18 protein-coding genes and 2 tRNA genes are annotated in these 26,656 nt (G+C 69.5%); 8 read left to right on the top strand and 12 right to left on the bottom strand.

The features are described 5' to 3' along the window. Window positions 1-5: 5 nt before the first annotated feature. Window positions 6-1,610 carry a carboxyl transferase domain-containing protein gene (locus ACPCHZ_RS16305; protein WP_423485671.1) on the bottom strand — a complete coding sequence of 535 codons (1,605 nt, stop codon included), beginning with the start codon at window positions 1,608-1,610 and terminating at the stop codon, window positions 6-8. Window positions 1,611-1,705: 95 nt separating this feature from the next. Here ACPCHZ_RS16305 and ACPCHZ_RS16310 point away from each other — a divergent pair, with 95 nt between their 5' ends. Further along, a complete protein-coding gene (locus tag ACPCHZ_RS16310) occupies window positions 1,706-2,323 on the top strand; it encodes a TetR/AcrR family transcriptional regulator (RefSeq protein WP_423485672.1) in 618 nt (205 codons plus the stop codon). Between the two features lie 12 nt (window positions 2,324-2,335). Here ACPCHZ_RS16310 and ACPCHZ_RS16315 read toward each other — a convergent pair whose 3' ends face one another. The 3 genes from ACPCHZ_RS16315 to ACPCHZ_RS16325 all read right to left on the bottom strand — a co-directional run bounded on the left by ACPCHZ_RS16315 (window position 2,336) and on the right by ACPCHZ_RS16325 (window position 4,734). After that, window positions 2,336-2,491 (bottom strand): DUF6131 family protein, encoded by a 156-nt coding sequence (locus ACPCHZ_RS16315; protein ID WP_364984667.1) that lies wholly within the window; start codon window positions 2,489-2,491, stop codon window positions 2,336-2,338. Next, complete coding sequence (locus ACPCHZ_RS16320; RefSeq protein ID WP_264015490.1) at window positions 2,488-2,751, bottom strand: hypothetical protein; 264 nt, start codon at window positions 2,749-2,751, stop codon at window positions 2,488-2,490. Before ACPCHZ_RS16320 ends, ACPCHZ_RS16315 begins: the two co-directional genes overlap by 4 nt. 90 nt (window positions 2,752-2,841) lie before the next feature. Continuing rightward, window positions 2,842-4,734 carry an alpha/beta hydrolase family protein gene (locus tag ACPCHZ_RS16325; RefSeq protein WP_423485673.1) on the bottom strand — a complete coding sequence of 631 codons (1,893 nt, stop codon included), beginning with the start codon at window positions 4,732-4,734 and terminating at the stop codon, window positions 2,842-2,844. An 87-nt stretch (window positions 4,735-4,821) separates the two neighbouring features. Here ACPCHZ_RS16325 and ACPCHZ_RS16330 point away from each other — a divergent pair, with 87 nt between their 5' ends. Next, window positions 4,822-5,559, top strand: coding sequence for an MmpS family transport accessory protein (locus ACPCHZ_RS16330; RefSeq protein ID WP_423485674.1), 738 nt, complete (start codon window positions 4,822-4,824; stop codon window positions 5,557-5,559). Here ACPCHZ_RS16330 and ACPCHZ_RS16335 read toward each other — a convergent pair. After that, window positions 5,556-6,875, bottom strand: coding sequence for an MFS transporter (locus ACPCHZ_RS16335; protein ID WP_423485675.1), 1,320 nt, complete (start codon window positions 6,873-6,875; stop codon window positions 5,556-5,558). The genes ACPCHZ_RS16330 and ACPCHZ_RS16335 overlap by 4 nt on opposite strands. A gap of 86 nt (window positions 6,876-6,961) precedes the next feature. Between ACPCHZ_RS16335 and cmrA the strand changes: the two genes are divergently transcribed. Next, window positions 6,962-7,768: a mycolate reductase gene (gene cmrA, locus ACPCHZ_RS16340; RefSeq protein ID WP_423485676.1), complete on the top strand. Its 807-nt coding sequence runs from the start codon at window positions 6,962-6,964 to the stop codon at window positions 7,766-7,768. 47 nt (window positions 7,769-7,815) lie between these two features. On the opposite strand, the gene ACPCHZ_RS16345 is transcribed toward cmrA, so the two are convergent. Next, window positions 7,816-9,405 carry a helicase HerA-like domain-containing protein gene (locus ACPCHZ_RS16345; protein WP_423485677.1) on the bottom strand — a complete coding sequence of 530 codons (1,590 nt, stop codon included), beginning with the start codon at window positions 9,403-9,405 and terminating at the stop codon, window positions 7,816-7,818. Between the two features lie 82 nt (window positions 9,406-9,487). On the opposite strand from ACPCHZ_RS16345, the gene orn reads away from it, so the two are divergent. Together orn and ACPCHZ_RS16355 are read left to right on the top strand one after the other, a co-directional pair. Further along, the gene (gene orn, locus ACPCHZ_RS16350) at window positions 9,488-10,135 is read left to right on the top strand and encodes an oligoribonuclease (RefSeq protein WP_423485678.1); all 648 of its coding nucleotides are present in this window, start codon (window positions 9,488-9,490) and stop codon (window positions 10,133-10,135) included. A gap of 52 nt (window positions 10,136-10,187) precedes the next feature. Next, a tRNA-His gene (locus ACPCHZ_RS16355) sits at window positions 10,188-10,260 on the top strand. Window positions 10,261-10,280: 20 nt separating this feature from the next. Here ACPCHZ_RS16355 and ACPCHZ_RS16360 read toward each other — a convergent pair. Continuing rightward, the gene (locus ACPCHZ_RS16360; protein ID WP_423485679.1) at window positions 10,281-12,530 is read right to left on the bottom strand and encodes a fused MFS/spermidine synthase; all 2,250 of its coding nucleotides are present in this window, start codon (window positions 12,528-12,530) and stop codon (window positions 10,281-10,283) included. Between the two features lie 111 nt (window positions 12,531-12,641). Then, window positions 12,642-13,862: a L,D-transpeptidase gene (locus ACPCHZ_RS16365; protein WP_423485680.1), complete on the bottom strand. Its 1,221-nt coding sequence runs from the start codon at window positions 13,860-13,862 to the stop codon at window positions 12,642-12,644. A gap of 156 nt (window positions 13,863-14,018) precedes the next feature. Here ACPCHZ_RS16365 and ACPCHZ_RS16370 point away from each other — a divergent pair. Next, window positions 14,019-14,091 (top strand) — tRNA-Lys (locus ACPCHZ_RS16370). A 380-nt stretch (window positions 14,092-14,471) separates the two neighbouring features. Next, window positions 14,472-14,636 (top strand): hypothetical protein, encoded by a 165-nt coding sequence (locus ACPCHZ_RS16375; RefSeq protein WP_423485681.1) that lies wholly within the window; start codon window positions 14,472-14,474, stop codon window positions 14,634-14,636. A gap of 8 nt (window positions 14,637-14,644) precedes the next feature. Here ACPCHZ_RS16375 and ACPCHZ_RS16380 read toward each other — a convergent pair whose 3' ends face one another. Beyond that, complete coding sequence (locus ACPCHZ_RS16380; protein ID WP_423485682.1) at window positions 14,645-14,869, bottom strand: DUF3618 domain-containing protein; 225 nt, start codon at window positions 14,867-14,869, stop codon at window positions 14,645-14,647. Window positions 14,870-14,964: 95 nt separating this feature from the next. Between ACPCHZ_RS16380 and bcp the strand changes: the two genes are divergently transcribed. Next, a complete protein-coding gene (gene bcp / locus ACPCHZ_RS16385; protein ID WP_423485683.1) occupies window positions 14,965-15,438 on the top strand; it encodes a thioredoxin-dependent thiol peroxidase in 474 nt (157 codons plus the stop codon). Here bcp and ACPCHZ_RS16390 read toward each other — a convergent pair. From ACPCHZ_RS16390 to ACPCHZ_RS16400, 3 genes are read right to left on the bottom strand one after another with little or no spacing between them, the layout of a single operon-like run. Beyond that, the gene (locus tag ACPCHZ_RS16390; protein ID WP_423485684.1) at window positions 15,435-16,781 is read right to left on the bottom strand and encodes a dipeptidase; all 1,347 of its coding nucleotides are present in this window, start codon (window positions 16,779-16,781) and stop codon (window positions 15,435-15,437) included. The genes bcp and ACPCHZ_RS16390 overlap by 4 nt on opposite strands. Window positions 16,782-16,816: 35 nt before the next feature. Next, window positions 16,817-17,212 carry a holo-ACP synthase gene (locus tag ACPCHZ_RS16395; RefSeq protein ID WP_264015503.1) on the bottom strand — a complete coding sequence of 132 codons (396 nt, stop codon included), beginning with the start codon at window positions 17,210-17,212 and terminating at the stop codon, window positions 16,817-16,819. A gap of 60 nt (window positions 17,213-17,272) precedes the next feature. Next, a complete protein-coding gene (locus ACPCHZ_RS16400) occupies window positions 17,273-26,488 on the bottom strand; it encodes a fatty acid synthase subunit beta domain-containing protein (protein WP_423485685.1) in 9,216 nt (3,071 codons plus the stop codon). Between the last annotated feature and the right edge of the window lie 168 nt (window positions 26,489-26,656).

Below are 26,656 nucleotides of genomic sequence, written 5' to 3' on the forward strand. Positions count from 1 at the left end.
GCCCGTCACATCCGGAACACGCCGTAGGAGACCGGCTCCAGCGGGGCCTGTCCGACCACCGAGAGCGCCAGTCCGAGCACGGTTCTGGTGTCGGCGGGATCGATGACCCCGTCGTCCCACAGCCGCGCCGTCGAGTAATAGGGATTGCCCTGCTGTTCGTACTGGTCGCGGATCGGCGCCTTGAACGCCTCCTGCTCCTCGGCAGGCCACGGATCCCCCGCCGCCTCGCGCGCATCGGCCCGCACCGTCGCGAGCACCGACGCGGCCTGCTCGCCGCCCATCACCGAGATCCTGGCGTTCGGCCACATCCAGAGGAATCGCGGCGAGTACGCCCGGCCGCACATCGAGTAGTTGCCCGCACCGTAGGAGCCGCCGATCACCACCGTCAGTTTCGGCACCCGCGCACAGGCCACCGCCGTCACCATCTTCGCGCCGTGCTTCGCGATGCCGCCCGCCTCGTAGTCACGGCCGACCATGAATCCGGCGATGTTCTGCAGGAACAGCAGCGGCGTGCTGCGCTTGTCGCACAGCTCGATGAAATGCGCCCCCTTGAGCGCGGATTCGCCGAACAGCACCCCGTTGTTGGCGACGATGCCCACCGGATGGCCGTGGATCCGGGCGAAGCCGGTCACCAGCGTCGTGCCGTATTCGGCCTTGAATTCCGAGAATTCGCCACCTTGGGCAAGCGAAGCGCCGGGGGAAGGCCCGTCGACGATCCGGGTGATCACCTCGTGCACGTCGTAGGGCACCCGGGCGTCGACGGGGACCACGTCGTAGAGCTCGGTCTGATCGGCTGTCGCGTCGACCGTCGGCGCCACGTCCCAGGGCGGCGTGGTCCGCGGGCCGAGGGTCGCGACGATGCGCCGCACGATGCGCAGGGCGTCGCGGTCGTCGTGGGCGAGATGGTCGGTGACGCCGGAGGTCTTGGAGTGCAGGTCGCCGCCGCCGAGATCCTCGGCGGTCACCACTTCCCCGGTTGCCGCCTTCACCAGCGGCGGGCCGCCGAGGAAGATGGTGCCCTGGTTGCGCACGATGACGGCTTCATCACTCATCGCGGGCACGTACGCCCCGCCCGCGGTGCAGGATCCGAGCACCGCCGCGATCTGCGCGATACCGCGCGCGGACAGGGTGGCCTGGTTGTAGAAGATGCGACCGAAGTGGTCCCGGTCGGGGAACACCTCGTCCTGGCGGGGCAGGAAGGCGCCGCCGGAGTCGACGAGGTAGATGCACGGCAGCCGGTTCTGGCCGGCGATCTCCTGCGCGCGCAGGTGCTTCTTCACCGTCACCGGGTAGTAGGTGCCGCCCTTGACCGTCGCGTCGTTGGCCACGATCATGCACTCGCGCCCGGAGATCCGGCCGATGCCGGCGATCATCCCGGCGCCGGGACACTCGTCGTCGTACATGCCGTCGGCGGCCAGCGGTGCCATTTCGAGGAACGGGCTGCCCGGATCGAGCAGGCCGTCCACCCGGTCTCGCGGCAACAGCTTGCCCCGCCCGACGTGGCGCTCCCGGGCCTTGGCGGGACCGCCGAGCGCGGCGGTGGCCAGCTTGTCGCGCAACTGCGCCACCAGGGCGAGGTGATCCTCGCGGTGTGATGACCGCGGCGTCATCGCAGCACCCGTCTTTTGAGTTAATGAGGACTAACTCATGGTATGTTAGTGGCGATTAACCGAGATGTCCACCGCCGAAATCGAGGAGCCGCAGTGTGACCGCTCCGGCGCCGCAGGACGGCACCCGCCGCAGTCGGGCGAAATCCGACCGCCGTAGTCAGCTCATCGCCGCGGCCGAGCGACTGGTGGCCGAAAAGGGCTATCTCGCCGTGCGGTTGGAGGACATCGGCGCGGCGGTGGGAGTGAGCGGGCCCGCCATCTACCGGCACTTCCCCAACAAGGAGGCGATGCTGGTCGAACTGCTGGTCGGCATCAGCACCCGACTGCTGGCCGGGGCGGCCGAGGTGGTCGCGGACACCGACGACGCGGCGACCGCACTCGAGGGGCTCATCGACTTCCATCTGGACTTCGCCCTCGGCGAGTCCGACCTGATCCGGATCCAGGACCGTGACCTCGGCCATCTTCCCGAACCCGCCAAGCGACAGGTGCGCAAGGCGCAACGGCAGTACGTGGAGATCTGGGTGTCGGTGCTGCGCCGGTTGGACGACACGGTGGGCGAGGCCGACGCCCGGCTGATGGCGCACGCCGCGTTCGGGCTGCTGAACTCGACGCCGCACAGCGTTAAGCCCTCGACGACGAGAGCGGCCGAGGCCAGCTCGCGGTCCGTCTTGAAGAAGATGACGGTCGCTGCGCTGACCTCGGCCGGTCGCTGAGGTGGTTAGGAGCTAATACCAGACTTTTCGGCCACCCACCGCGCGTCCGGTGGCGCCCAGGATCCACAGGACGACACCGATGACGATCAGCACGACGCCGATGTACAGCAGTATCGAGATGTTGATGAAGTATCCCAGCAAGGCCAGGATGATTCCGAGGACGATCATGCCAACACTCCAATCTTGTATTCGATTGTCTGCCCGGAGGGTTCGGGCAGGTCACTTGCGCTTGGTTCCGGAACATTGACGTTGCAGTCAGCCTTCGGATTCACGCCGAAGTAGTTGAGCGGTCCCGCCACCACCGTGAGGGCGATGTTGGCTGCGGTTGCGCAGTTCGCGTCGCCTGTCTTGAAATAATCGCGCTGATAGGCAGCGAAGACGCCGATCAGCAACCAGATGAGCACAATCAAGCCGAGTAGGCCCCTCATGCCGTGCCTCCATCCCTTTCGCGCCCTAGTGGCGCAGCACGGTTTTACCCAACCGACAAATTCTCCAAACCTCGCCGCAGCGACCAGGGCTCATCCGATGGCGGTGGCGGCGAACGCCTTCATGAGCCACTGGCGCATCGCGTTGACCAGCACCGCACGGTTCTCCCGCTTGACGATCTCGTGGCCGTCGTCGTCGAACGCCAGCAGCTCGACCGTGCGATCCAGCGATCGCAACGCCTCGAACATTTGCTGCGATTCGCTCGGTGGCACGTTGGTGTCGTTCGTACCGTGTACGAGCAGTAGCGGAGCGGTCAGCGCGTGCACTCTCAGCAGCGGCGACAACCGTTCGAGCAGCTCGCGGTCACCGATCGGATGGCCGTACTTCGGATAGGCGGCGGTGGCGATCCACGGCTCCGTGGTGCGGTACCAGGTGTTGAGATCGCTCATCCCGCAGATGCTGATGCCCGCCGCGAACAGCTCGGGGTGGAATGCCAACGCCGCCTGAGTCAGGTATCCGCCGTAGGACCACCCGCAGCAGGCGATCCGGTCGGCCGACACGGCCTCGCGGTCGATGAGGAAGTGCACGCAGTCGGCCACGTCGTCGATGGCCGCGAACCGCAGCTCCTTGTCGTCGGCGTGCATGAAGGCCCGACCGCCCCCACCCGAACCGCGGACGTTGGGGGTGAACACGGTGATGCCGGCCTCCAGCAGCGGCGGATAGAACTCGTTGTACCCCGGCCGCGACTGGCCCTCGGGTCCGCCGTGCAAAAAGATCATCGCGCCGATCGGTTCCACCGGGGCAGGCGGCCGGTACAGCCAGCCGCTGAACTCCAGCCCATCGCGTGCGGTGATGAATTCCAGTGTCGGATCCGCGGTCAAGGGTCCGCGGCTCGGCTCGCGGTGCACCCGTTCCCATTCGCGGGTGCGCGGGTCCACCAGTTCGATGGTCGGCGGCAGCGACGGACTCTCCACCGTCATCGCCACCATCGAGCCGCCCGCGCTGATGGTGAGCTCCGTGGCCACCAGACCGGGCAGCGGTATCGGCGGGCTGAGCGTGTTGTCCGCGTACTCGAGGATCTGTAACTCGCTGCAACCGTACTTGTTCCACAGCAGCGCGACGGTCGACAGGTCGTCGCTGACGACGAACTCGTCGAGGTCGAATCCCGGCTTCTCGGCGACCACGTGGTACGACATCCCGTCGGCGGTACTGGTGACCTCGATGAGCCGGGCGTGCGATGCCCCGTTGTCGCTGCGGATCAGTGCCCGCACGAAGCCCTCGGTGCTGTTCAGTCCGTAGGTCTTCGCGGGGTGGTACAGCTCGAACGACTCGCCCGTGGCGCCGGCGCGCAAACGTCGCGGCGTGTGGTCGTCGAGGATGAAGCCGAGGTCGGTGGTCGAGCCGGGATCGTAGGGCAGCAGCGCGAACTCGGTGAGTCCCCGCAGCAGGATCAGGTCCCGGTAGCCGCGCGGGCCGACGCGCACGAGCGCCGCCCCGGCCCAGGCGTCGACCAGCCGGCCCGCGGTGCGCCGGTCCAGCACCACCGTGCTGCCGTCGGCCGGGTCGATCAGACACGAACTGCCCACCCCGTCCTCGCCGGTGAGGATCGCCGCGACCTGCGTGCCGTCCCAGCCGATCAGCTCGGCACTGCCCTCGGGATGACCGTGCGGCCAGCTGTCGATCCGGCGGGCGTCGCGGTCGTCGGGATCGTTTGTCACCACCCATATCTGGAAGCGGTCACTGCCGTCCGGTGCGACCTGGCACGCCAGCCAGTGTCCGTCCGCTGAGTGCATGACCCGGGTGACCGGACCCTCGACCGGCAGTTCCACGTCACGCGACGAACTCGCGCGCCAGCCCCGGAGGAACCGCTGCACCGCCCGTGGGAAGCCACCGTCGTCGACGAGGTGGGCGAATGCCGTCGCGTCCGGCGACAGTGACGCGCCGTAGTTCGCCCGCACCTGCCGTCTCACGCCTCGATTGTCCATCGTGTCCGGCTGCGGGGTCGGCCTCCCCCCGGAACCGAGCCGCCGCCAGACCGGCTTACGCGGGTACCCTGCGACCATGAGGTGGGCATGACCGGATCGCGTCGCGACGGCGAGGAGCCGGGCTATCACGACCCCGCGTACGCCAACCAGCCGCCGTACGGCAATTACCCGCCACCGACCGGGCCCGCCCCCACCCAACGGCTGCCGCAGTACCCGGCCTACGGGTACGACCCCTCCGATCCGTACGCCGCCGGCCAGTACGGCGGGCACGAACCGGCCGAAGCGCCGCCCGGTGGACCGAAGTCGCCGCAGTGGCTCTGGTGGGTGGCCGCGGCCGCCGTACTGGTGGTCGTCGGGCTGGTGATCGCGCTGGTCATCTCGAACAGTTCCCGCCAGCAGACGGTGGTCGCACCGGCGCCGGCGATGCCCGAGCCCACCGCCAGCAGCACGCCCCGCACCACCACGCCCCGCACCACCACGGCCACCTCGCCGAGCCCCACACCGGTCCTCCCGCTGCCCACCAGCTCGGCGCCGACACCGACGACGACGGCGTCCGGGCAGACCGAGACCGTCACCTACGACGTCTCCGGCGAAGGCCGGGCGATCAGCATCACCTACACCGACAGCGGCGGGCTCCCGCAGACCGAGTTCAACGTCGCGCTGCCGTGGAGCAAGCAGGTCGATCTGCCCGCACCGGCGCAGAGCGCGGCCCGCATCAGCATCATCAACCTGGGCAACCAGGTGTCCTGCACCGTCTCGATCAACGGGGCGACCACCGAGGAGCGCACCGGCGCCGGCCTGACCATCTGCGCGGGACTGGGCTAGCGCGCGCGCTTCGGCACACGGACGAACAGCATCGCGATCAGGCCGAGAGCCAGCACGGCGGCCAGCCCACCCATCCCGGCGCGGTCGGTGCCGAACAGCGCGATGGCCGAGGCGAAGAACCACGGCGCCAGCGGCGACGCCGCCCGCCCTGTGGTCGTGTAGAGCCCGAACGCCACGCCTTCCTTGCCTTCCTCGGTGATGCGCAGCATCTGGGTGCGCGCCGAGGACTGGGTCGGCCCGACGAACAGGCACAGCAGCAGCCCGCAGATCCAGAACGCGGTGGCGCCGTCGAGGGTGATCAGCACGGTCGACACCACCACCATCGACGCCAGCGATCCGACGATGACGGGTTTGGAGCCCACCCGGTCGTCGAGCAGGCCGCCGAGCACCGCGCCGAGTGCGGCGACCACGCAGGCGCACACGCCGAACAGCAGCAGGTCGGCCTGGGACACGCCGTAGACCGCGCCGCCCAGCACGGCGCCGAACTGGAAGACCCCGGTCAGGCCGTCCCGGAAGATCGCGCTGGCGACCAGGTAGTAGACGATGTTGTGGTCGCGCCGCCACTGGTCCTTGAGCTCCGCCCACAGCTTGCGGTAGGCGCCGAGGAAGCCGACCCGCGGCAGCGCGTCGACCGGGGCCTCGACCCCACGCTTGAGCAGTAGCGGTATCGCGAACAGGACGAACCAGGCCGCGGTGAGCAGCATGGCCGCGCGGACCGGCCAGCCGTCGGCGGCGGTGATGCCGAAGAATCCACGGGTGGGGCCGTCGCCCTGCACCAGCCCGAGGTAGACGATGAGCAGCAGTCCGACACTGCCGAAATAACCTGCCGCAGCACCGAAGCCGGAAATACGCCCCGAACTCTCCGGTGTCGACAGGTTCCGCAGCATCGCGTTGTAGGGCACCGTCGCCAGATCGCTGCAGGCCGCCGTGAAGGCCAGCAACACCAACCCCGGCCACAGGTAGCGGGGGTCGTCGCGGATCAGACTCATCGAGGCAGTCGACGTCACCGCGACGCCGGTCAGCACGATCAGCATCGGCCGCCTGCGGTGCGCGGCGTCGACCCAGATCCCCGTCGCCGGTGCGAGCAACGCGACGAGCAGGCCGGACACGGTCAACGCGTTGCCGAGCCAGCCCGCCGGCGTGGTCGGCCCGGCCAGGCCCTCGCCGACCTGTCCGGTGAGGTACACCGAGAACACGAAGGTGATGACGATGGCGTTCATCCCGGTGGCGCCGCAGTCCCACAGCGCCCATGCGACGACACCCGACCGCGGCGGGGTCCGCTCGGGTGATGCGGGCGGACGCGACGACACGCTCATCGCCGCCCACCCTAGTGGCAGCCGTCGTCGGCGGCCGCCAGAGCAGGCCGGAGAGCCGCGGTCAGGCCCGCGATATAGTCCCGCCCATGCCGATTCCCGCTCCCCGCCCCGAATCCCGCGCGGTCGTCACCGGCGCCTCTCAGAACATCGGCGAAGCCCTGGCCACCGAACTGGCCGCCCGCGGACACCACCTGATCATCACCGCCCGCCGCGGCGAGGTGCTCGCGGCGCTGGCCGACCGGTTGACCACACGCTACGGCGTCACCGTCGAGGTCAGGGCCGTCGACCTGGCCGACCCGACCGCCCGCACCGAGCTGTGCGACGAACTCGCCGGGCGCGACATCTCGATCCTGTGCGCCAACGCGGGCACCGCGACCTTCGGTCCGCTCTCGAAGCTCGATCCGGCCGACGAGAAGGCCCAGGTGCAGCTGAACATCCTCGGCGTGCACGACCTGGTGCTCGCCGTGGTGCCCGGCATGGTGGCGCGACGCGCAGGCGGCATCCTGATCTCCGGCTCGGCCGCAGGGAACTCACCGATCCCCAACAACGCCACCTATGCGGCGAGCAAGGCATTCGTCAACACGTTCAGCGAGTCGCTGCGCGGTGAACTCAAGCGCGACGGCGTGCACGTCACGGTGCTGGCGCCGGGACCGGTGCGCGAGACGCTGCCGGACACCGACGAGCAGTCGCTGGTGGAGAAGCTGATCCCGGACTTCCTGTGGATCTCCACCGAGTACACGGCCAAGCTGTCGCTGGACGGCCTGGAGCGCAACAAGATGCGGGTGGTCCCCGGCGTCACGTCCAAGGCGATGTCGGTGGCCAGCGGCTACGCCCCGCGGTCGATCGTGACGCCGATCGTCGGCGCCGTCTACAAAAAGCTCGGCGGGGAGTAGCGATTTCGGCGTGACAACGCGCGCTGAGCGAATCACGCCGAAATCCCTCAGCGGCGGCGTCGGCGGCGGCCGGTGCCGAAGATGCTGCGGGTGATCTCGCGGCCGATCACCGTGCCCGCCGAACGCATCGCGCTCTTGAACGCCGGACTGTCGGACATCTTCTCGAAGAAGCCGGGTTCCTCCGGGGCGGCGGGTGCGGGCATCGGCGGCACCTCCACCTGCGTCGGCACCGGCGGCAGATCTGCGCGCGGCGCGGGCGGGGTCACGTCGGGCGGCGGCGCCAGCTTGGCGGCGAGCCGCTCGTAGGCCGAATCGCGATCGATGGTCTGGCCGTACTCCGCCTGCAGCGGGCTGGCCTTCGCGGCGGCGCTGATCGCCTCGGTGCCGATGGTGTCCATCAGTGATCGCGGCGCCCGCATGCGTGTCCACGCCACCGGCGTAGGCACGCCCCGCTCGGAGAGCACGGTGACGACCGCCTCACCGATGCCGAGCGAAGTCAGCGCCGACTTCAGGTCGTAGACATCGGTTTTCGGGTAGGTGCGGACGGTCTTGTTCAGCGCCTTCTCGTCGTCGGGCGTGAACGCGCGCAGTGCGTGCTGGATGCGTGCCCCGAGCTGGGACAGCACCTCGTTGGGGACGTCGGTGGGCAGCTGGGTGCAGAAGAAAACCCCGACGCCCTTGGACCGGATCAGCTTCACCGTCTGCTCGACCTGGCCCAGGAACGCCTTGGACGCGTCGTCGAACAGCAGGTGCGCCTCGTCGAAGAAGAACACCAGCTTCGGCTTGTCGATGTCGCCGACCTCGGGCAGCGAGGTGAACAGGTCGGCGAGCACCCACATCAGGAACGTGGAGAACATCACCGGGCGGGCGGCCTGGGCGCCCAACTCCAGCAACGTGACGATGCCGCGCCCGGACGCGTCGACGCGCAGCAGGTCCGCCGGCTCCAGCTCCGGCTCACCGAAGAAGGTGTCGGCGCCCTCGGCCTCCAGGTTGACCAGCGCGCGCAGGATCACCCCGGCGGTGGTGGTCGACACCGCGCCGAGCGCCTTGAGCTGCGGCTTGCCCTCGTCGCTGGTGAGGAACTGGATCACCGAGCGCAGATCCTTCAGATCCAGCAGCGGCAGGCCCTGCTGGTCGGCCCAGTGGAAGATCAGTCCGAGCGTTGATTCCTGAGTCGGGTTGAGTCCGAGCACCTTCGACAACAGGATGGGCCCGAAGCTCGAGATCGTGGCCCGCACCGGCACCCCGACGCCCGACGTGCCGAGGGACAGGAATTCGACCGGGTAGGCGGTCGGCGTCCACGCGTCGCCGGTGTCGCGGGCCCGCTCCGTGGTCTTCTCGCCGGCCTCCCCCGGCCGCGACATCCCGGACAGATCGCCCTTGACGTCGGCCATCAGCACCGGCACCCCGGCGGCGGAGAGTTGCTCGGCGAGCACCTGCAGCGACTTGGTCTTGCCGGTGCCGGTGGCGCCCGCAACCAGACCGTGCCGGTTCACCGTGGCGAGCGGAATGCGCACCTGGGCGGTGGCGTCGGCGACGCCGTCGACGACCACGGTGCCCAGCTCCAGCGCCTGACCCTCGACGGCATAACCGGCGGCGATCTGCTGGGCTGGGGTGGCGCCCGACTCGGTCGACATGGGCCACACAGTACTTGCCAAGATCACGGTCCCGACGGGTATGGCCGCCGGTCCGGCGGGGGTGCGAATACTGTGGAGCGCTGTGCGCGAAGAACTGGTGTGGATCGACTGCGAGATGACCGGACTGAACCTGAGGTCGGACCGGCTCATCGAGATCGCGGTGCTGGTCACCGACGCAGATCTGAACATCCTCGGCGGCGGGCTCGACGTGGTGATCCACGCCCCCGACGAATCGCTCGACTCGATGGTCGACGTCGTCGCCCAGATGCACAAACGGTCGGGCCTCACCGAGGAGGTGCGGGCGTCCACCGTCGACCTGGCCACCGCCGAGCGCATGGTGCTCGACTACATCCGCGGACACGTCAAGCAGGCCAAGACCGCACCGCTGTGCGGCAACTCCATCGCCACCGACCGCGGCTTCATCGCGCGCGACATGCCCGAGCTCGACGAATACCTGCACTACCGGATGATCGACGTCAGCTCCATCAAGGAGCTGTGCCGCCGCTGGTACCCGCGGATCTACTTCGGCCAGCCGGAGAAGGGCCTGGCGCACCGGGCGCTGGCCGACATCCACGAGTCGATCCGCGAGCTGCGCTACTACCGCCGCACGGCGTTCGTCGCGCCGCCGGGCCCGTCGACCAGCGACATCGCCGGCATCGCCGCCGAGCTGGGTCCGCCGTCCACCGACGCGACCGATAACGATTCGGCCGACGAGGCATCGAGCGGCTAGTATCGACGACGCCGCGAATGCCCTCGGGTTTCCGATGGGCACAGCGGCGATGGTGGCTGTAGTTCAGTTGGTAGAGCACCAGGTTGTGATCCTGGATGTCGCGGGTTCGAGTCCCGTCAGCCACCCCGAAGAGATGCCGGCCGGCTCAGCGCGAGCCGCCCCATTCGGTGACCATGTTGTCGTCGGTGATCGTGGGCGCACCCTCGGTGCGAGCGAGGACCCCGTCTCGAGTTTCCATATTCATGCCGGTCGGTTTGTCCGCCCCGTAGCCCGCCGAGAGCGAATCGGCCAGGGCCAGCACCTCCTCCAGGCGCGCCTGCTGCTTCGCGTCGGAGAGGTCGAACACGGGCCTGCCTTCGATGCGGTACTCGCGCAGGATGCGCTCCCAGCGGCGGCGGTCCATCGCGATCGGAGAATCGCTGACGGCCATGAAGTTGATGAAGCGCAATGCGTTCGGATATTCGAGCGCTCCGGTGCGCTGCGCCGCGGGCGAGCCGGTGGTGTTGTAGAACGACACCCCGCCCGGATTGAGGTGCCCGCGGACGAGGTCGAGGTACTCCTTCGACAGCAGGTCGGTGGCGTGTGCGCGCCAATTGAAGCTGGTGTTCTGCACGATGAAATCGAACTTGCGGTCGGGATTGCGGGCGAGCCAGCGCCTTCCGTCGTCGATGACGGTGGTGACCTTGGGGTTCTTCAGCACGCCGGCCTCGCCGGGGTAGTTCGACATCACGTTCAGGTAGGCCGGGTTGATCTCGACCACGGTCAGACTCTCCACCTGTGGATTGTTCGCGATCACCTGCGCCCAGGAACCGGACGAGAGCCCGATCATCAGCACGTCGCGGGGTGCTTCGTGCAGCAGGCTCAGAGCGTAGGCACGGACGATCAGGTTGCGGTCGTCCACCAGATCGGTGGAGAAATCGCCGTCGTAGACGCCGCCGCCCTGGATCTCGCCGTCCTGCGTGACGCTGACCACGCCGCTCTTGTTCTCCGCCAGGTGCGCAAAGCGCTGTCCCGCATAGTCTTTCTTGAAGTAGAGCCGCTCATAGACACCCCCGAACAGCGACGGCTGAACGAAGACGATGACGACGCCCGTCAGGGCGATGGCCGCGGCGCGCGTGATCAACACCTTCCGCTCGGGCGTGCGGCGTCTGGCGGCCAGCAGCAGCACGAGCGACAGCGCGACACCGAGCAGGGCGAGAAAGAGCGAGATGCCGCCGAGGGTCCAGTGGTCCATCAGCACGAAGCCGGTGATCAGGCTGCCCAGCGCCGACCCGCCGATGTTGGCGAGGTACAGGTAGCTCAGCCCCTCGCCCGCGCGGGCGTCCGGCGCGATGGCGATGTGGCAGATCAGCGGGAAGATCGCGCCCAGCAGGCCTGCCGCGACGGCCACCAGCGGCAGCGACGCCCCCCAGTGCAGCGTGCTGGTGATCAGCGCCGCCGCGGGCACCAGCAGGAAGCTGGCGAGGTTGGCGAACAGCACGAACCCGGAGAGCGAGGCCACCTGCTCACCGGCGGCAGGCTCACGGCAGAAGCGCCGGCTGACCAGCGCGCCGAGCGCGATGCCCAGCAGATAGCTGCCCAGCAGTAATGCGAAGGCCTGCGCGACGCCGCCGGAGGCGAACGAATACACGCGGTACCACAGGATCTCGTAGCTCAGCGCGATGTAGCCGCAGAGCGCCGACAGCAGCAGCGCGAACCAGAAACCGCGGGTGTTGAACTGTGTGAGCCGCGGACCGCGCTCGACGTCCACCTTCGGTGATCTCGCCTGCGCGATGAGGGCGCCGACACCGACGACGACATTGATGCCGCAGGCAAGCGTCACAGCGCCCTGCTGCCCCAGCAGGCGCATCAGGAAGGCGGCGACGATGAAGCAGGCGAACGCGCTGCCGAGCGTGTTGACGAAGTACAGCAGCCCGACGCTGCGCCCGACGTTTCCCGAGTGCTTCACCAGGTGCGCCGTCAACAGCGGCAGCGTGGCACCCATCAACAGCGTGGGGATCAGGACGAGCAGGAACGTGAACAGCGCGGTCAGCGGCGCGCTCATCTGAAGGGTCAACTCGCCCACGGTGTGGAACAGGCCCAGCGAGAAGAACCCGAAGGCGCCGATGCCGATCTCGATGGTCGCGAACACCCCCAGCAGCGGCAGGCGCAGCCGAGACAGCCGCCCGCCCGCGAAGCTGCCGAGGCCCAACCCGAGCATGAACGCCGTGACCACCACCGTGACGCTCTCGACGTTGATGCCGTAGATGGTGAACAGCGAGCGTTGCCAGACGAGTTGGTAGATCAGCGCGGGGACACCCGAGCAGAAGAAGATGGCGCAGATCACCGCCAGGTTCGCCCGCGGGGCGGCCACCGCGGGGTTCGCCGGCGGGGTCACCACCGACTGTTCAGCCATGTGCGGCCCTGCGCGCGGTCAACGCCGCACAGCTCGTGACGGTCCTGCCGACATCGAACGCTCCCAGCTTCTCGCGGGCATGCAGAGCAGCCCTCGTCGTCGCGTCACGGGTCAGATGGCGGCGTTGCCGGCCTTCCACTGGCTCCACGGAATGTTCCAGTCGCCGAGTCCGTCCGTGCCGGGCAGGACGGAGCCGACGGTGTTGACCACCTCGACGATGTCGCCGCGCTTGGTGTTGTCGTAGAACCACCGGGCGTTGGACGTGCTGACGTTGAGGCAGCCGTGGCTGACGTTGCTGTAGCCCTGACTGCCCACCGACCACGGCGCCCCGTGCACGTAGATGCCGCTGTAGGACATCTGCGTGGCCCAGTCGACCTCGGTGCGGTACCCGTTCGGGGAGTTGGCGGGCACACCGTAGGTCGACGAATCCATCACCAGGTGGGAGTACCGGTCGCCGATGATGTAGGTGCCGTTGTTGGTCGGCGTGCTGTTCTTGCCCATCGAGATCGGCATGGTCTTGATCACCTCGCCGTTGCGGCGGACGGTCAGCGTCTTGTTGTTGTCGTCGGCGGTCGCGACGACCTCGTCGCCGATGGTGAACTTGGTCTTGACGTTCTCCTGGCCGAACAACCCGTCACCCAGGTCAACCCCGTAGGTGTTGACGGACACGTCCACGGTGGTGCCGGGCTTCCAGTACTGCGCTGGGCGCCAACGGACTTCGCGGTTGCTCAACCAGTAGAACGCGCCCTCCACCGGCGGCGTGGTCTGCACGCTGATCGCGCGCTGTGCCGCGAGCCGGTTGGGGATGTTCTCGTCGAACCGCACCGCGATGGGCTGGCCGACGCCGACGACCTCGCCGTCGTTGGGCAGCACGTACGGCATGGTGAGGTTCTCCGGCGAGTGCGTCTCGAAGCTCATCTGCCTGCTGGTGACGCCGCCCAGACCCAGCGACTCCGCGCTGAGCGAGTAACGCTTGTTGTAGCCCAGCGGCTCGGTGGTCGCCCACGACAGCCCATCCGGACTGAGCTTTCCGGCCACCGGCTCGCCGTCCTCGTTGGTCATGTTGACCGCCCCGAGCACACCACCCTCGGCATTGACCGTCACCGGGCTGTCGACGGCCACGCCCACCGCGCCGTCGGTGACCGACGCCGTCAGCTTCGGCATCAGCAGATCGCCGAACGGGGTGCCCTTCTCGGAGATGACCTGGGGCTGCTCCGGCGCTGTGTCGCCACCGCAGCCGCTCAGGCCCAGCGCGAGCACAGGGATCAGGGCGATCGCCAGCCACCAGACCCGGTTCTTACGCGGACCGGTTACGGCGCGGACCTGCCTCATTCTCTCCTCCACCTCACGACCTACGGTCGGGAACGACGACTTTATTGGCAATAGTCTAAGGGCAAAGTCGGACAACGGCCCATTCGCGCTGAGCCGTCCCTCAGGTCCCGAATGGATTTCGTACCCCGCCACCCGAACTGTTACTCTCGCTGTCGCGCGCCGTTAGCTCAGTTGGTAGAGCAGCTGACTCTTAATCAGCGGGTCCGGGGTTCGAAACCCTGACGGCGCACTCTTTCTCCTCCGGCGCGGTGCGGGCGTTCCAGCCCGCACTGCCCTTCCTCCCCTTGCGTCAGCCACCTGTGTCCGCACGCTCGAGCGCGGCCGAATCCGCTCTGCGCAGGTCACGCCTGGCCGCTTTGCGGTTGACGTTTGCGATAATTTGTCAACGGTTACCCGGCTCCGAGGGCTTCGGATGTGCTGCAGTTCACTCAGCAGGTATATACCGACGGTATGTCCACTGCGGGTAAACAGTTGCGGGCAGCGTCAGACGAGTCACATTTTCGCAGTCAAACGACCCTTGCCACTGAACCTGCTGCTACCATCGTGTTAGCTGACCACTTCGTGACGCGGTCCGGTCAGCGGCAACCGACGAATCCAAAGGCTTAGCTGATGTCCACTGCAGGCGCACCCCGAGCGACGGGCACACCTGCCTCGTCGCAGCACGACGAGGTAGCTGCGCCGCTGTACGTGCACAGCTGCAGCAGACTGGGCCGGCACGCCAACCCGCCGCGCTTCTCGATCGCCGACTGGCTGCTGTCCGGCCGACGCCGCTGATCAGCGCGTCAGCGCCTCGACCTGCGCACGATCACCAGCACGACCACCACGCCCACGCCCGCGAGCGACGCCGCCACCGCGGGCTTCTTCACGAAACGGATCACACCGGCCTTGACGTCGTTGGCGACGCGCTGTGGATTCGCACGTTCGGCGAGCGAGTCCACCGTGGCGGCCAACTGATCGCGGGCCTGGTCGATGTCCTGCTTGATGGTGTCGGGATCTCGGTCCGCCACGTCTGCCTCCACCTCGGTCGCTGCTCTGCCGCACTACCCTAGATCAGCCGGTGTCCATCGGTGGGCACCGGCCGACAGAAGGGTTACCCAGACGCATGCCACAGACTCCTCGTCTCGAGGTCGGCGACGCGGCGCCGTCGTTCAGCCTGCCCGACGCCGACGGCAACACCGTCGCGCTGTCGGACTACAAGGGCCGCAAGGTCATCGTATACTTCTACCCGGCCGCGTCGACCCCGGGTTGCACCAAGCAGGCGTGCGACTTCCGCGACAGCCTCACTGAACTCAACGGCGCCGGCCTCGACGTGGTGGGCATCTCGCCGGACAAGCCGGCCAAGCTGGCGAAGTTCCGGGACCAGGAGGGCCTGACGTTCCCGCTGCTGTCCGATCCCGACAAAGAGGTGCTCACCGCGTGGGGCGCCTTCGGGGAGAAGACGATGTACGGCAAGACCGTTCAGGGCGTCATCCGCTCGACCTTCGTCGTCGACGAGAAGGGCGAAATCGCCGAGGCCCAGTACAACGTCCGGGCCACCGGGCACGTCGCCAAGCTGCGGCGCGACCTGTCGGTCTAGCTGCCGGTCGCGGCGCTCTCGCCCAGTTTCGCCAGCAGCAGCGCCTCGGCGGTGGCCGCCCGTTCGAGCACACCGAGGTGCAGGCTCTCGTTGACGCTGTGCGCCTGGGTCCCCGGATCCTCGACGCCGGTGACCAGGATCGCCGCCGCCGGGAACGCCGCGGCGAACTCGGCGATGAATGGGATCGAGCCGCCCATTCCCATGTCCACCGGTTCGGTGCCCCACGCCTGCCGGAATGCGGCCCGCGCCGCCTCGTAGACCGGACCCGTGGCGTCGATGGCGTAGGGCTGCCCGATGTCGCCGGGCGTGACCGCGACGCGCGCGCCCCACGGGACGTGCTGCTCGAGGTGGCGGGTCAGCGCGTCGAGGTGGGCGCGGGCGTCGCCGCCGGGGGCGACCCGCATGCTGACCTTGGCCCGCGCCCGCGGGATCAGGGTGTTCGAGGCCTTGTCGATCGGCGTGGTGTCGATGCCGATCACCGTGATCGCGGGCTTGGCCCACAACCGCTGCACCACTGAGCCGGAACCGATCTCGGCGACGCCGTCGAGCAGGCCGGTCTCGGTGCGCACCCAGTCGGCGCCTCGGTCCACGTCGGCGGCACTGCCGACGTGCAGGCCGTCGACCGCCACGTTGCCCTCGTCGTCGTGCAGGCTCGCCAGCAGGCGCACCAGCACCGACAACGCGTCCGGCACCACGCCGCCCCACAGTCCCGAGTGCAGGCCGTGTTCCAGGGTGGCGACCTCGACCACGCAGTCGGCCAGCCCGCGCAGTGACACCGTCAGCGCAGGAATCTCGGTGCTCCAGTTGTCCGAGTCGGCGATCACGATGACGTCGGCCGCCAGCAGATCCTTGTGCGCCTCGAGAAGTGCGCCCAGCGACGGCGACCCGGACTCCTCCTCGCCCTCCACGAACACCGTCACCCCGACCGGCGGGGTGCCGCCGTGGGCCCGGAAGGCGGCCAGATGTGTCGCGATGCCGGCCTTGTCGTCGGCGGTGCCGCGGCCGTACAGCCGCCCGTCGCGTTCGGTGGGCTCGAATGGCGCTGTGCCCCACTGCGAGTGGTCGCCCTCGGGTTGGACGTCGTGATGGGCGTAGAGCAGCACCGTCGGCGCTCCCGGCGGCGCCGGGTGGCGGGCGATCACCGCGGGCGCCCCGCCCTCGGCGACGATGCGGATGTCGTCGAAGCCGGCCGCGCCGAGCAGGTCCGCCACCGCTTGCGCGCTGCGCTGCACCTCGCCGCGTCGCGCCGGGTCGGCCCACACCGACTCGATGCGCACCAGATCCTCCAGATCCGCACGGACCGAGGGCAGCACGTCGCGGACGCGTTCGACCACATCACTCATGGCGACGAGGCTAGTGGCACCCTCGCGGGAAAGCGTCAGTCGGCGGATTCCAGGATCGCCACCGCGGCGGCCGTGTCGGCCTCGTGGGTCAGCGAGACGTGGATCGTCACATCCTGCAGATGCTTGGCGATGTCACCGGACAGCCGCACCTTCGGCCGGCCCCACATGTCCGTCACCACCTCGATGTCGCGGTGGATCCCCTCGGGCAGCGCGGGCCGCTTGGAGAACCGCGAGCCCGACCACGCCTTGATCACGGCCTCCTTGGCCGCCCACCGGGCCGCGAGGTGCCGGGCCGCCGACGAACTCTTGTCCGCGGCGTCCCGGCGCTCCCCCGGCGTGAACGTCTCGGAGAACACCGTGCCCGGGCGGTCGACCTGTTCGGCGAACTCCGGGATGGAGACCAGGTCGATGCCCACACCCACTATCGCCACGCAGGCACCCTAGCCCAAGCCGATGCGCTCATCGGTGCTGGTTGCTCTCCGCGCAAGCGCTCATCGGCCGTACACGTCGCCGTCGCCGAGCCTCGACGCCGCGTCGAGCAGCATCGCCGCCTCCTGCCGCTTCTCCGACCCGTCGTGGCCGAAGCGCCGGTCCGCCGGTCGCTCGTACATCGGGCGACCGCCGGCGATGGCCGACGCCAGCCGGCGACGACCCGCGAGCGTGCGCTGGTCGGCGCGCCGGCGGTAGTCCTCGCGCTGCTCGGGATCGAGCGAGGCGAGGAACGCCTGCGGGTGGACCAGCGCGATGAGCCCGGACACGTGTCCGAAGCCCAGGCTGGTCACCAGGCCGGCCTTGAGCGGGAACCTCTCCCCCAGCCGCAGGGTCTCGCGCGGCCAGACGAAGTGCCCGGAGGTGGCCATCTCGTCGTCGACACAGTCCAGGCTGCGGTTCGGCGGGATGACCCCGTCGCGCAGGACCTGGCACAGGCCCATCATCTGGAACACCGCGGCACCGCCCTTGGCGTGACCGGTCAGCGTCTTCTGACTGACGATGAACAGCGGCGCCCCGGCCGACCGGCCCATCGAGTCCGCGAGCCGCTCATGCAGTTCGGTCTCGTTGGGGTCGTTGGCCAGCGTCGAGGTGTCGTGCTTGTAGATCACCGCGATGTCGTCGGCGCCGACGCCCAGCTTGGCCAGCGAGCGTGCCAGCACCGAGTCCCTGCCGCCGCGACCGGCGCCGAGCGCGCCCAGTCCCGGTGCCGGGATCGAGGTGTGCACACCGTCGGCGAAGCTCTGCGCGTAGCCGACGACCGCCAGCACCGGCAGACCCATCTTGACCGCGAGGTCACCGCGGGCCAGCAGGATCGTGCCGCCGCCCTGGGCCTCGACGAAGCCGAGCCTGCGCCGGTCGTTGGCACGCGAGAACTTCGAATCGCTGATCCCCTTGGCGCGCATCATCTGGGTGTCGGCGGTGGCCGCCATGTCACCGAAGCCGATGATCGCCTCGAGCGTCAGGTCGTCGAAGCCGCCCGCGACCACCAGTTCGGCCTTGCCGAGCCGGATCTTGTCGACGCCCTCCTCGACCGACACCGCCGCGGTGGCGCAGGCGCCGACCGGGTGGATCATCGCGCCGTAGGAGCCGATGTAGGACTGCACGACGTGCGCGGCCACGACGTTGGGCAGCACCTCCTGCAGGATGTCGTTCGGCTTGTTCCGGCCGAGCAGGTTGCCGTGGTACATGGTCTGCATCGACGTCATGCCGCCCATGCCGGTGCCCTGCGTGCTGGCGACCAGGCTGGGGTGCACCCAGCGCATCAGTTCGGTCGGGCTGAAGCCCGCCGACAGGAACGCATCGACGGTGGCGACGATGTTCCACAGCGCCACCCGGTCGATCGAGTTGGCCATGTCGGGCGTGACGCCCCACACCGTGGGATCGAAGCCGGTGGGGATCTGCGCGCCGACCGTGCGGGACAGCTTGGTCTTGCGCGGCACCCGGATCTCGGTACCCGCCTTGCGGATCACCTGCCAGTCGGCCGAGTCCGGAACCGGGCGCACGACGGTGTGCTCGGGATCGAACTCCACGAACGCGCGGGCCTCGTCCTCCGACGACACCACGAACGAGAAGTCCTTGTCCAGGAACACGCTCACCAGCAGCGGCGAGGCGTGATCGGGATCGATCGCGCCGTCGTCGACGAATTCCCGGATGCCGCAACGCTCCACGACGGCGTCGTGATAGCGCTCGACGAGCTCCTCTTCGGGGACCAGGTCACCGGATGCGGCGTCGTACCAGCCCGGCTTCGGGTCGTCCTCCCAGGTGATCAGGCCGGTCGTCCACGCCAGCTCGAGAACGCCTGCGGCCGACAGTTCGTTGTCGACCTCCATCTCGAAGCGGGTCCGCGACGAACCGTAGGGCCCGAGTTCGGCGCCGCCGACGATCACCACGAGGTCCGCGGGGTCGACGTCGAGGTCGGCCCACTCGGGAGCCGGCGCCGGGCCGTCCAGCCGCGGCGGGGCGGGCAGCGCGGCGATGGTGCCCGGCGTGGGCCCGTCCTCCGGCAGCGTCTCGGTGGTCATCTCCTCGCGCGCCTTGGCCGCCAGCGCCGCCATGTCGAGCTCGACGTCGCCGAGGCCGCCGGTGAGGTCGACCTCGATCGGCTCGCGGGCCGCGGACACCTTCGCGTCGATGTCGCAGAGCGCCAACAGCATCGAGGCCATCTCGGCGGTGGTGTAGGTGGTGACACCGGCTTCCTCGACAGCACCCACGATCGCGTCGTTGTGACCCATCAGGCCGGTGCCCTTGGTCCAGCCGATCAGCGCGTGCGCCAGCGAAACCCGCTGCGCCCAGGATGATTCGGCCTTCCAGCGGGTCACCAGCGCATCGAGCGCGGACTTGGCCTCACCGTAGGCGCCGTCACCGCCGAACATGCCGCGGTTCGGTGAGCCGGGCAGCACCACGTGCAGCCGCGACGCGATGTCACGTTCCGCGCCGATGCCCGACAGTCCTGCGATGAGCCGCTGCACGGCCCACAGCAGCACCTTCATCTCCATCTCGGAGCGCGAACCGGCCTCGGACATGTCGCCGGCCACCTTCGGAGCGGCGAACGGGAACAGCAGCGTCGGCGTCTGGGCGTCCTTGAGGTGGATCGACTGCGGCCCCAGGCTCTCGGTCTGCTCCGAGCCGACCCACGACACCAGTGCGTCGATGTCGTTGTAGGAGGCCATGTTCGCCGGCACCACCCACAGCGTCGCGCCGAAGCGCGCACTGTCGCGGTAGAGCGTCTTGTAGAACTCCAGCCGGGCGTCGTCGAGACGCGAGGTGGTGGCGATCACCGTCGCCCCGCCCTCGAGCAGCTGCGCGGCCACCGATGCGGCGATCGAGCCCTTCGACGCGCCCGTCACCACCGCGACCTCGTCGCTGTAGCGGCCGCGGCCCGGGTTCTCCGCACCGGCGGCGATCCGGCCGAACAGCGACGCGTGCACGTTGCGGCCCGCGGCCAGCGCCTTGCCCTGCCACCAGTTGGCCTGGGTGGCCACCACGTGGCCGGCGCCCTCGAACCGCTCGGCCAGTCGCGGCCAGTCGGCGTCGACGTCGTCCTCCTCGGCCAGCCAGATCTTCACCAGATCCTCACGGGCGCTGGCCCAGCGGTCGTCGAACACGACAGCCTTGCGACCGTCGAAGACCGGTGCGACCAGCCGCGGCCAGTCGGAGCCGAGCTCGGTGGTGACCAGGTCGATCAGTTCCGCGTCGCTCGTGGTCTCGGGTGCGGTGACCGGCCTGTCGAGGCCCAGCTGGTCGAGGACCAGGCGGGCGGCCGAGGCCAGCACGCCGTCGCGACCGGTGACCTGTTCGGCGAACTCGCCGAGTGCGGCCGAATCCACCACGCCGCCTGCGGCTCCGCCGGCAGACGGAAGTGTCACGGAGACACCCTTGCGCGCGGCCACCGCCGTCACGGCGCCGTCGACGACCTTGTCGACCGACGCGACGTCGGCGAGCGCACCCTCGTGCAGGTTGCCCAGCCCGCCGCCGCGCACGCTGCTGCCCTCACGGGTCCCCATCGCCACCTCGACGGTCACGTGCTTGACCCAGCCGTCGCCGAGTTCCCAGGTCTTCTTCACCCGCTCGGCGATGTAGGCCGGGCGCTTGCCCGACGGGCCGAGCACGGTGCGCAACTGGTCGTTGATCGCATCCGAGAGCACCGGGCCGAACGGCTTGTAGGTGCGAGCCAGCTTGGTGACCTGACCCTTCAGCGCGGCGAGGTCGGCCTCGGCCGCACCGTCGATCGCGCCGAGGTTGAGCTCCGACCCGAGGTCGACCAGCAGCTGGTTGCGCCGCGACGACGCACCGTCGGTGATCGACTCGATGGAGTCCAGCCCCTCGATCTGGTCGAGGCGCATCTTGGCCGACAGCGCGATCAGCGCGACCGTCGCGTCTGCGGCGTCGAACGTCAGGTCGTCGGGACGGGGACCGCCCGACGGCGCCGCCGGGGCGGCCTGCGCGGGCGCAGCTGCCGCCGCCGGTGCCTCGTCGGCGGGTCCGGCCGGGGCATCGTCGAGCTCGGGCTCAGGCTCCGGATCGGTGTCGTTGGCGAACAGCACCGCGGCGTCGCGCTCGGAGTTGAGCACCTCCACCGTGCTGTGCGAGTACTCGGGCAGCTTCAGCGTGTTGGTCGCCAGGCCCGCCACGGTCGGCGCGGACTTCACGCCGAGCTCGACGAACCGCTCGACGCCGAGTCCACCCGCGGCCTCCTCGATGAACAGCAGGTCCTGCGTCTCGATCCACCGCACCGGGCTGGCGAACTGCCACGCCAGCAGCTCGATCACGATCTTGCGGCACAGTTCCCGCGGCTTCTCGTTGAGCCACGTGTCATAGTCGGCGAGGATCTCGTCGAGCGGCTCGGCGGGCACCAGGTCGCGGATCTCCTGGATGAAATCCCGGTCCAGCGTGAACGGCCGGGGCACCAGGTTGGGGATGTACTTACCGATCAGCAGCTCGGGATCGGCGTCGCGCGGCATCACGCGCTCCAGCGAGCGGCGGAAATCGGCGACACCGACCCGCAGCACCGACGAGTGGAACGGCACGTCGATACCCGGCACGAGGATGAAGGACCGCTTGCCGCCGCTGATCTCGCGACGCCGCTCGACCTCTTCCTCGAGCACCTCGAGGCCACGCACGGTGCCGGCGATGGCGTACTGCGATCCGCGCAGGTTGTAGTTCACGATCTGCAGGAATTCACCGGTGCGCTCGGCGATCCCGTCGACGAACGCCGTGACGTCGGCGTCGTCGAGGTCGATCTGCGACGGCCGGATCGCGGCCAGCCGGTAGTTGGACCGGCCGAGGTCGTCACGCGGCACGATGTCGTGCATCTTGCTGCCGCGGTGGAACACCACCTCCAGCAGCGCCTCGAGTTCGTAGACGCCGGAGACGCACGCCAGGGCGGTGTACTCGCCGACGGAATGCCCGCAGGCGATCGCGCCCTCGACGAACGCACCCTGCTCGCGCATCTCGGCGACCTGGGCGGCCGCCACGGTCGCCATCGCGACCTGGGTGAACTGCGTCAGGTAGAGCACGCCCTCGGGATGCTGGTAGTGCACGCCGGAGGCGACGAGACTGGTCGGGTTGTCGCGCACCACGTGCAGCACCGAGAAGCCGAGCGTCTCGCGGGTGAACTTGTCCGCGGAGTCCCACACCTTGCGGGCCGCCTTGGACCGGGCACGGACCTCCATGCCCATGCCCTTGTGCTGGATGCCCTGGCCGGGGAAGGCGTAGACGGTCTTCGGCGCGGCCAGCCGTGCGGTCGCCGACATCACCAGGTTGTTGTCGACCTTGGCGGTGACCTCGAGAACCTCTGCGCCGACGTCGATCCCGACGCGGTCGACCCGGAACTCGATCTCGTCACCGGGCAGCACCATGCCGAGGAACCGTGCGGTCCAGCCGATGAGGCGGGCCGGCGGAACGGCCTTGCCGTCCGTCGCGGTGACGACGTGCTGCGCGGCTGCGGACAGCCACATCCCGTGCACGATGGGCGATTCCAGGCCGGCCAGCAGGGCCGCGGCGCGGTCGGTGTGGATGGGATTGTGGTCGCCGGACACGACGGCGAACGGCCGCATGTCCACCGGGGCGCCGACGCTGACGTCGCGGCGGCGGCGGCGCGGGGTGTCGGTGGCGTTGCCGGAGACGGCTCCGCCCGCCTGAACCGGGTCGGTCAGTTCGGCCGCGCCGACGCGGCCGCGGATGGCGAATCGCTCCTCGAGCGTGGCCACTACGGCGCCGTCGGCGGTCGTCACCGTCACGGCGACCGGGACGACCCGGCCCACCTCGGTGTCGGTGGCCACCGAAGCGGTTGCGGTGACTGTGAGTTCGGCGACCTCGGTGGGCAGCGGCGCCTCGAGCCGGGCGGCGTGGTCGAGATGCACCAGGCTCAGCAGACCCTCGACGACCGGGAAACCCGAGTCGGTGGCCGCGTCGCCGATGGCGGCGAACACGGCGGGCCAGCACCGGCCGACGAGTGCGTCCGGGACCACCGTCAGGGTGGGCGCCAGCGGTGCGCCGAACGTGGCGGTCACACCGGTGTGGTCGGCCACCTTCTCGGGGTCCCATCCCACGGTGACCGTCGCCGAACCGCCGGACACCGGCGGCAGGGCATCGGGGCCGTCGACGCCCGCGGCGATGGCGAGCACCGCACGCATCGCGGTGGCGGCGTCGTCGGTGGACACCAGCGGCGCTCCCCCGCTGCGGACGACATCGGTCAGTGTGAAACGGATCTCGATCCAGGTGCCCGACAGCGGCACACTCAGGACGACGTGCTCGTCGTCGGCGACGGTGATGCGCGCACCGGTGGAGGCGTGGGTGGCGATGGTCTGGTTGTCGCGCACCTGCCAGTCCGTCGGCTCGGCGATGCGGTGCACCGGGTTGGTCGCGGTGCGGCCGGCCCACAGCACGTCGGGCGCGTCGAGCAGCGCGGCGAGCGGACCGGTGACGTCGGCACGGCCCTGGCGGCGAGACAGCGCCGGCGCCGGGTCTCCGTTGCGGGCGACCGCCTGGTCGACGGCGGCCCGCTCGAAGCGGTCGAGCAGATCGCCGACGGGCTCGTCGACGCGGGTGATGCCGGCGACGGCGGCGGTGCCGGGGATGATGCACACCTGGTCGGCGGAGTAGCGGGCGTCGTGGGCCTGCCACAGCGAGTCGCTGCGCCACCACCGGCGGACGTCCTTGTCGATCACCGGCACGAAGTTCACCGGCTTGCCGAGCGTCTTGCACAGCTGGACGAAGAACGGCACGTCGGCCGGGTGCAACTGCACCGTCTCGGCATCCGGGTAGCGCCGCACGAGGGCGGCGATCGCCGCCTCGGGCTCCTCGAGCAGGCGGCCTTCGGGGAACAGCGTCGGGATCTCGCCGGAGTCGACGGTGTGCAGCCGTGCCTCGGCGCGCTGCAGCATCTGCTCGAAGCGGTCCCGCCAGGTGATGTCCAGCCACGGCGAGTCCGGACTCTTCGAGTCGGCGTTGCTGCTGCCGTCCCCGATGGCCAGCTCGACATAGCGCTGCAGCCACTGCAGGTAGGTCATCTCGCCGACGTCACCGAAGTAGGGCTTGGCGGTGACGGCCATCGCCGCGATGATCTCGTCGCGCCGCTCGGCGACGGCGTCGGCGTCGCCGGCGACGTCGTCGAGCAGGCGTCCGCAGCGTGATGCGGCGTTGTCGATCTCGTGGATGTCGGCGCCGAGCTGGCTGCGCCCGGAGGCCATGCCGCCCTGGGCTTTTCCGGCGCCCACCCATGTCTCGGTGCCGCGGGTCTCGACCAGCATCTGCTTGACCTGGGGGCTGGTGGTGGCCTCGAGGGTGGCCATCGCCGCGGTGCCGACCAGGATGCCGTCGACCGGCATGGCCGGGAAGCCGAAGGACTCCGACCAGCGCCCGGACAGGTACTCGGCGGCCTGCTCGGGCGTGCCGATGCCACCGCCGACGCAGATGGTGATGTTGGACCGCGACCGCAGCTCCGAGTAGGTCGCCAGCAGCAGGTCGTCGAGGTCCTCCCAGGAGTGGTGGCCGCCGGCGCGGCCGCCCTCGATGTGCACGATCACCGGCTTGGTGGGCACCTCGGCGGCGATGCGGATGACCGAGCGGATCTGCTCGACGGTGCCGGGCTTGAACACGACGTGGCCGATCCCGATGGAGTTGAGCTCGTCGATCAGATCGACGGCCTCTTCGAGCTCCGGGATGCCCGCGGTGACGACGAGGCCGTCGATCGGCGCACCCGCCTGACGCGCCTTCTGCACCAGACGCTTGCCACCGACCTGCAACTTCCACAGGTACGGGTCGAGGAACAGCGAGTTGAACTGCACGGAGCGACCCGGCTCGAGCAGCCCGGTGAGTTCGGTGATGCGGTCGTTGAAGATCTGCTCGGTGACCTGTCCACCGCCGGCCAGCTCGGCCCAGTGGCCGGCATTGGCGGCGGCGGCGACGATCTTGGCGTCGACGGTGGTGGGCGTCATGCCCGCGAGCAGGATCGGCGAGCGGCCGGTCAGCCGGGTGAACTTCGTCGACAGCTTGACCGAGCCGTCCGGCAGGCGCACGGTCGTCGGCGCGTAGCTCGACCACGGGCGGGCCACTTCGGGCACCGCGCCGACGGTGAACAGGTTGCGCTGCCCGCCCCGGGTGGCGGCGGGCACGATGCCGATGCCGAGACCGCGGATCACCGGGGCCGTCAGCCGGGTCAGGATGTCGCCGGGCCCGAGGTCGAGGATCCAGCGGGCGCCGGCCTCGTGCAGGTCGGTGATCTCGTCGACCCAGTCGACCTGGGTGACGAGGATGGCCTCGGTCATGGCGCGGGCGAGTTCGACGTCGATCCCGACGGCCTCGGCCCAGCGGCCGACGATGTCGACGCCGTCGGACAGCCGCGGCGTGTGGAAGCCCACCTCGACCTGCACAGGGTCGAATGACGGCGCGAACACGGCGCCGCCGCGGATCTTGTTCTTGCGCTCGGCCTCTTCCTTCTCCGAGATCTGGGCGCAGTACAGCTCGAAGCGGGACAGCTGCTCGGGGGTGCCGGTGATGACGACGGAGCGGCGGCCGTTGCGGATCGACAGCACCGGGGGCAGCACGGTGCGAACGTCCTGGGCGAACTCCTCGATCAGTTCGTAGATGCGCTCGGGATCGGCGTTGGTGACCGACACCATGGGCGGGCGGTCACCGAGGACGGTGATGCCACGCCGCCGCGCGACGAGCGTGCCGGCCGCACCGATCAGCTGGGCCAGCGCGAGCAGCTCGACGTCCTTGGCGCCGCGGGCGGCGAGCGCCTCCACGGCGAGCACGCCCTGCGAGTGGCCTGCGACGGCGACCGGCGGGGTGGCGTAGAGATCCATGCCCTGGCGAGCCAGCGCGCGCACAGCGGCGATCTGGGTGAGCAGCACGCCCGGCACGGAGACCGCGGCCGACGTCAGTTGCTTGGGGGTGGGCAGCGGCTCGTCGGAGGCCAGCGCACGCACCCAGGCCAGCGGCTCGAAGCCGATCGGCCGGACGACGACGAGTTCCTTCGCGACGGGTTCGAGAAGCAGTTCGGCCTCGCCCGCGAGTGTCGCGAGTTCGCCTTCGATGCCCGCGGAGGAGACCAGCTCCTCGAGGGTGTCGAGCCATGCGCTGCCCTGGCCGCCGAAGGCCACTGCATACGGCTCACCGGCGTTGAGGCGGTCGACGAGCGCATGCGCGGATCTGGTGGCCTCGACGTCGCCGCTGCGGTCGGTGGGCATCCGGTCGTGCTCGTGGATCGTCACGTCTTGTTATCTCCCTCGGCGCGCTGCCTGCGCGCTTGTCGTCTCGCTCGTCGAACTGGCGGTCGTGACCGACTGTGGTCGGCTCGCCGGCTGCGCTCCCCTGCGTCGGGCCGGCGGAAGATTCGGCGTCGAATCCGCGTTGGCGGCCGCCCGTGTCCGGGCGGTCCA

Source organism: Mycobacterium sp. NPDC050041 (genome assembly GCF_049541695.1).
GTDB lineage: Bacteria > Actinomycetota > Actinomycetes > Mycobacteriales > Mycobacteriaceae > Mycobacterium.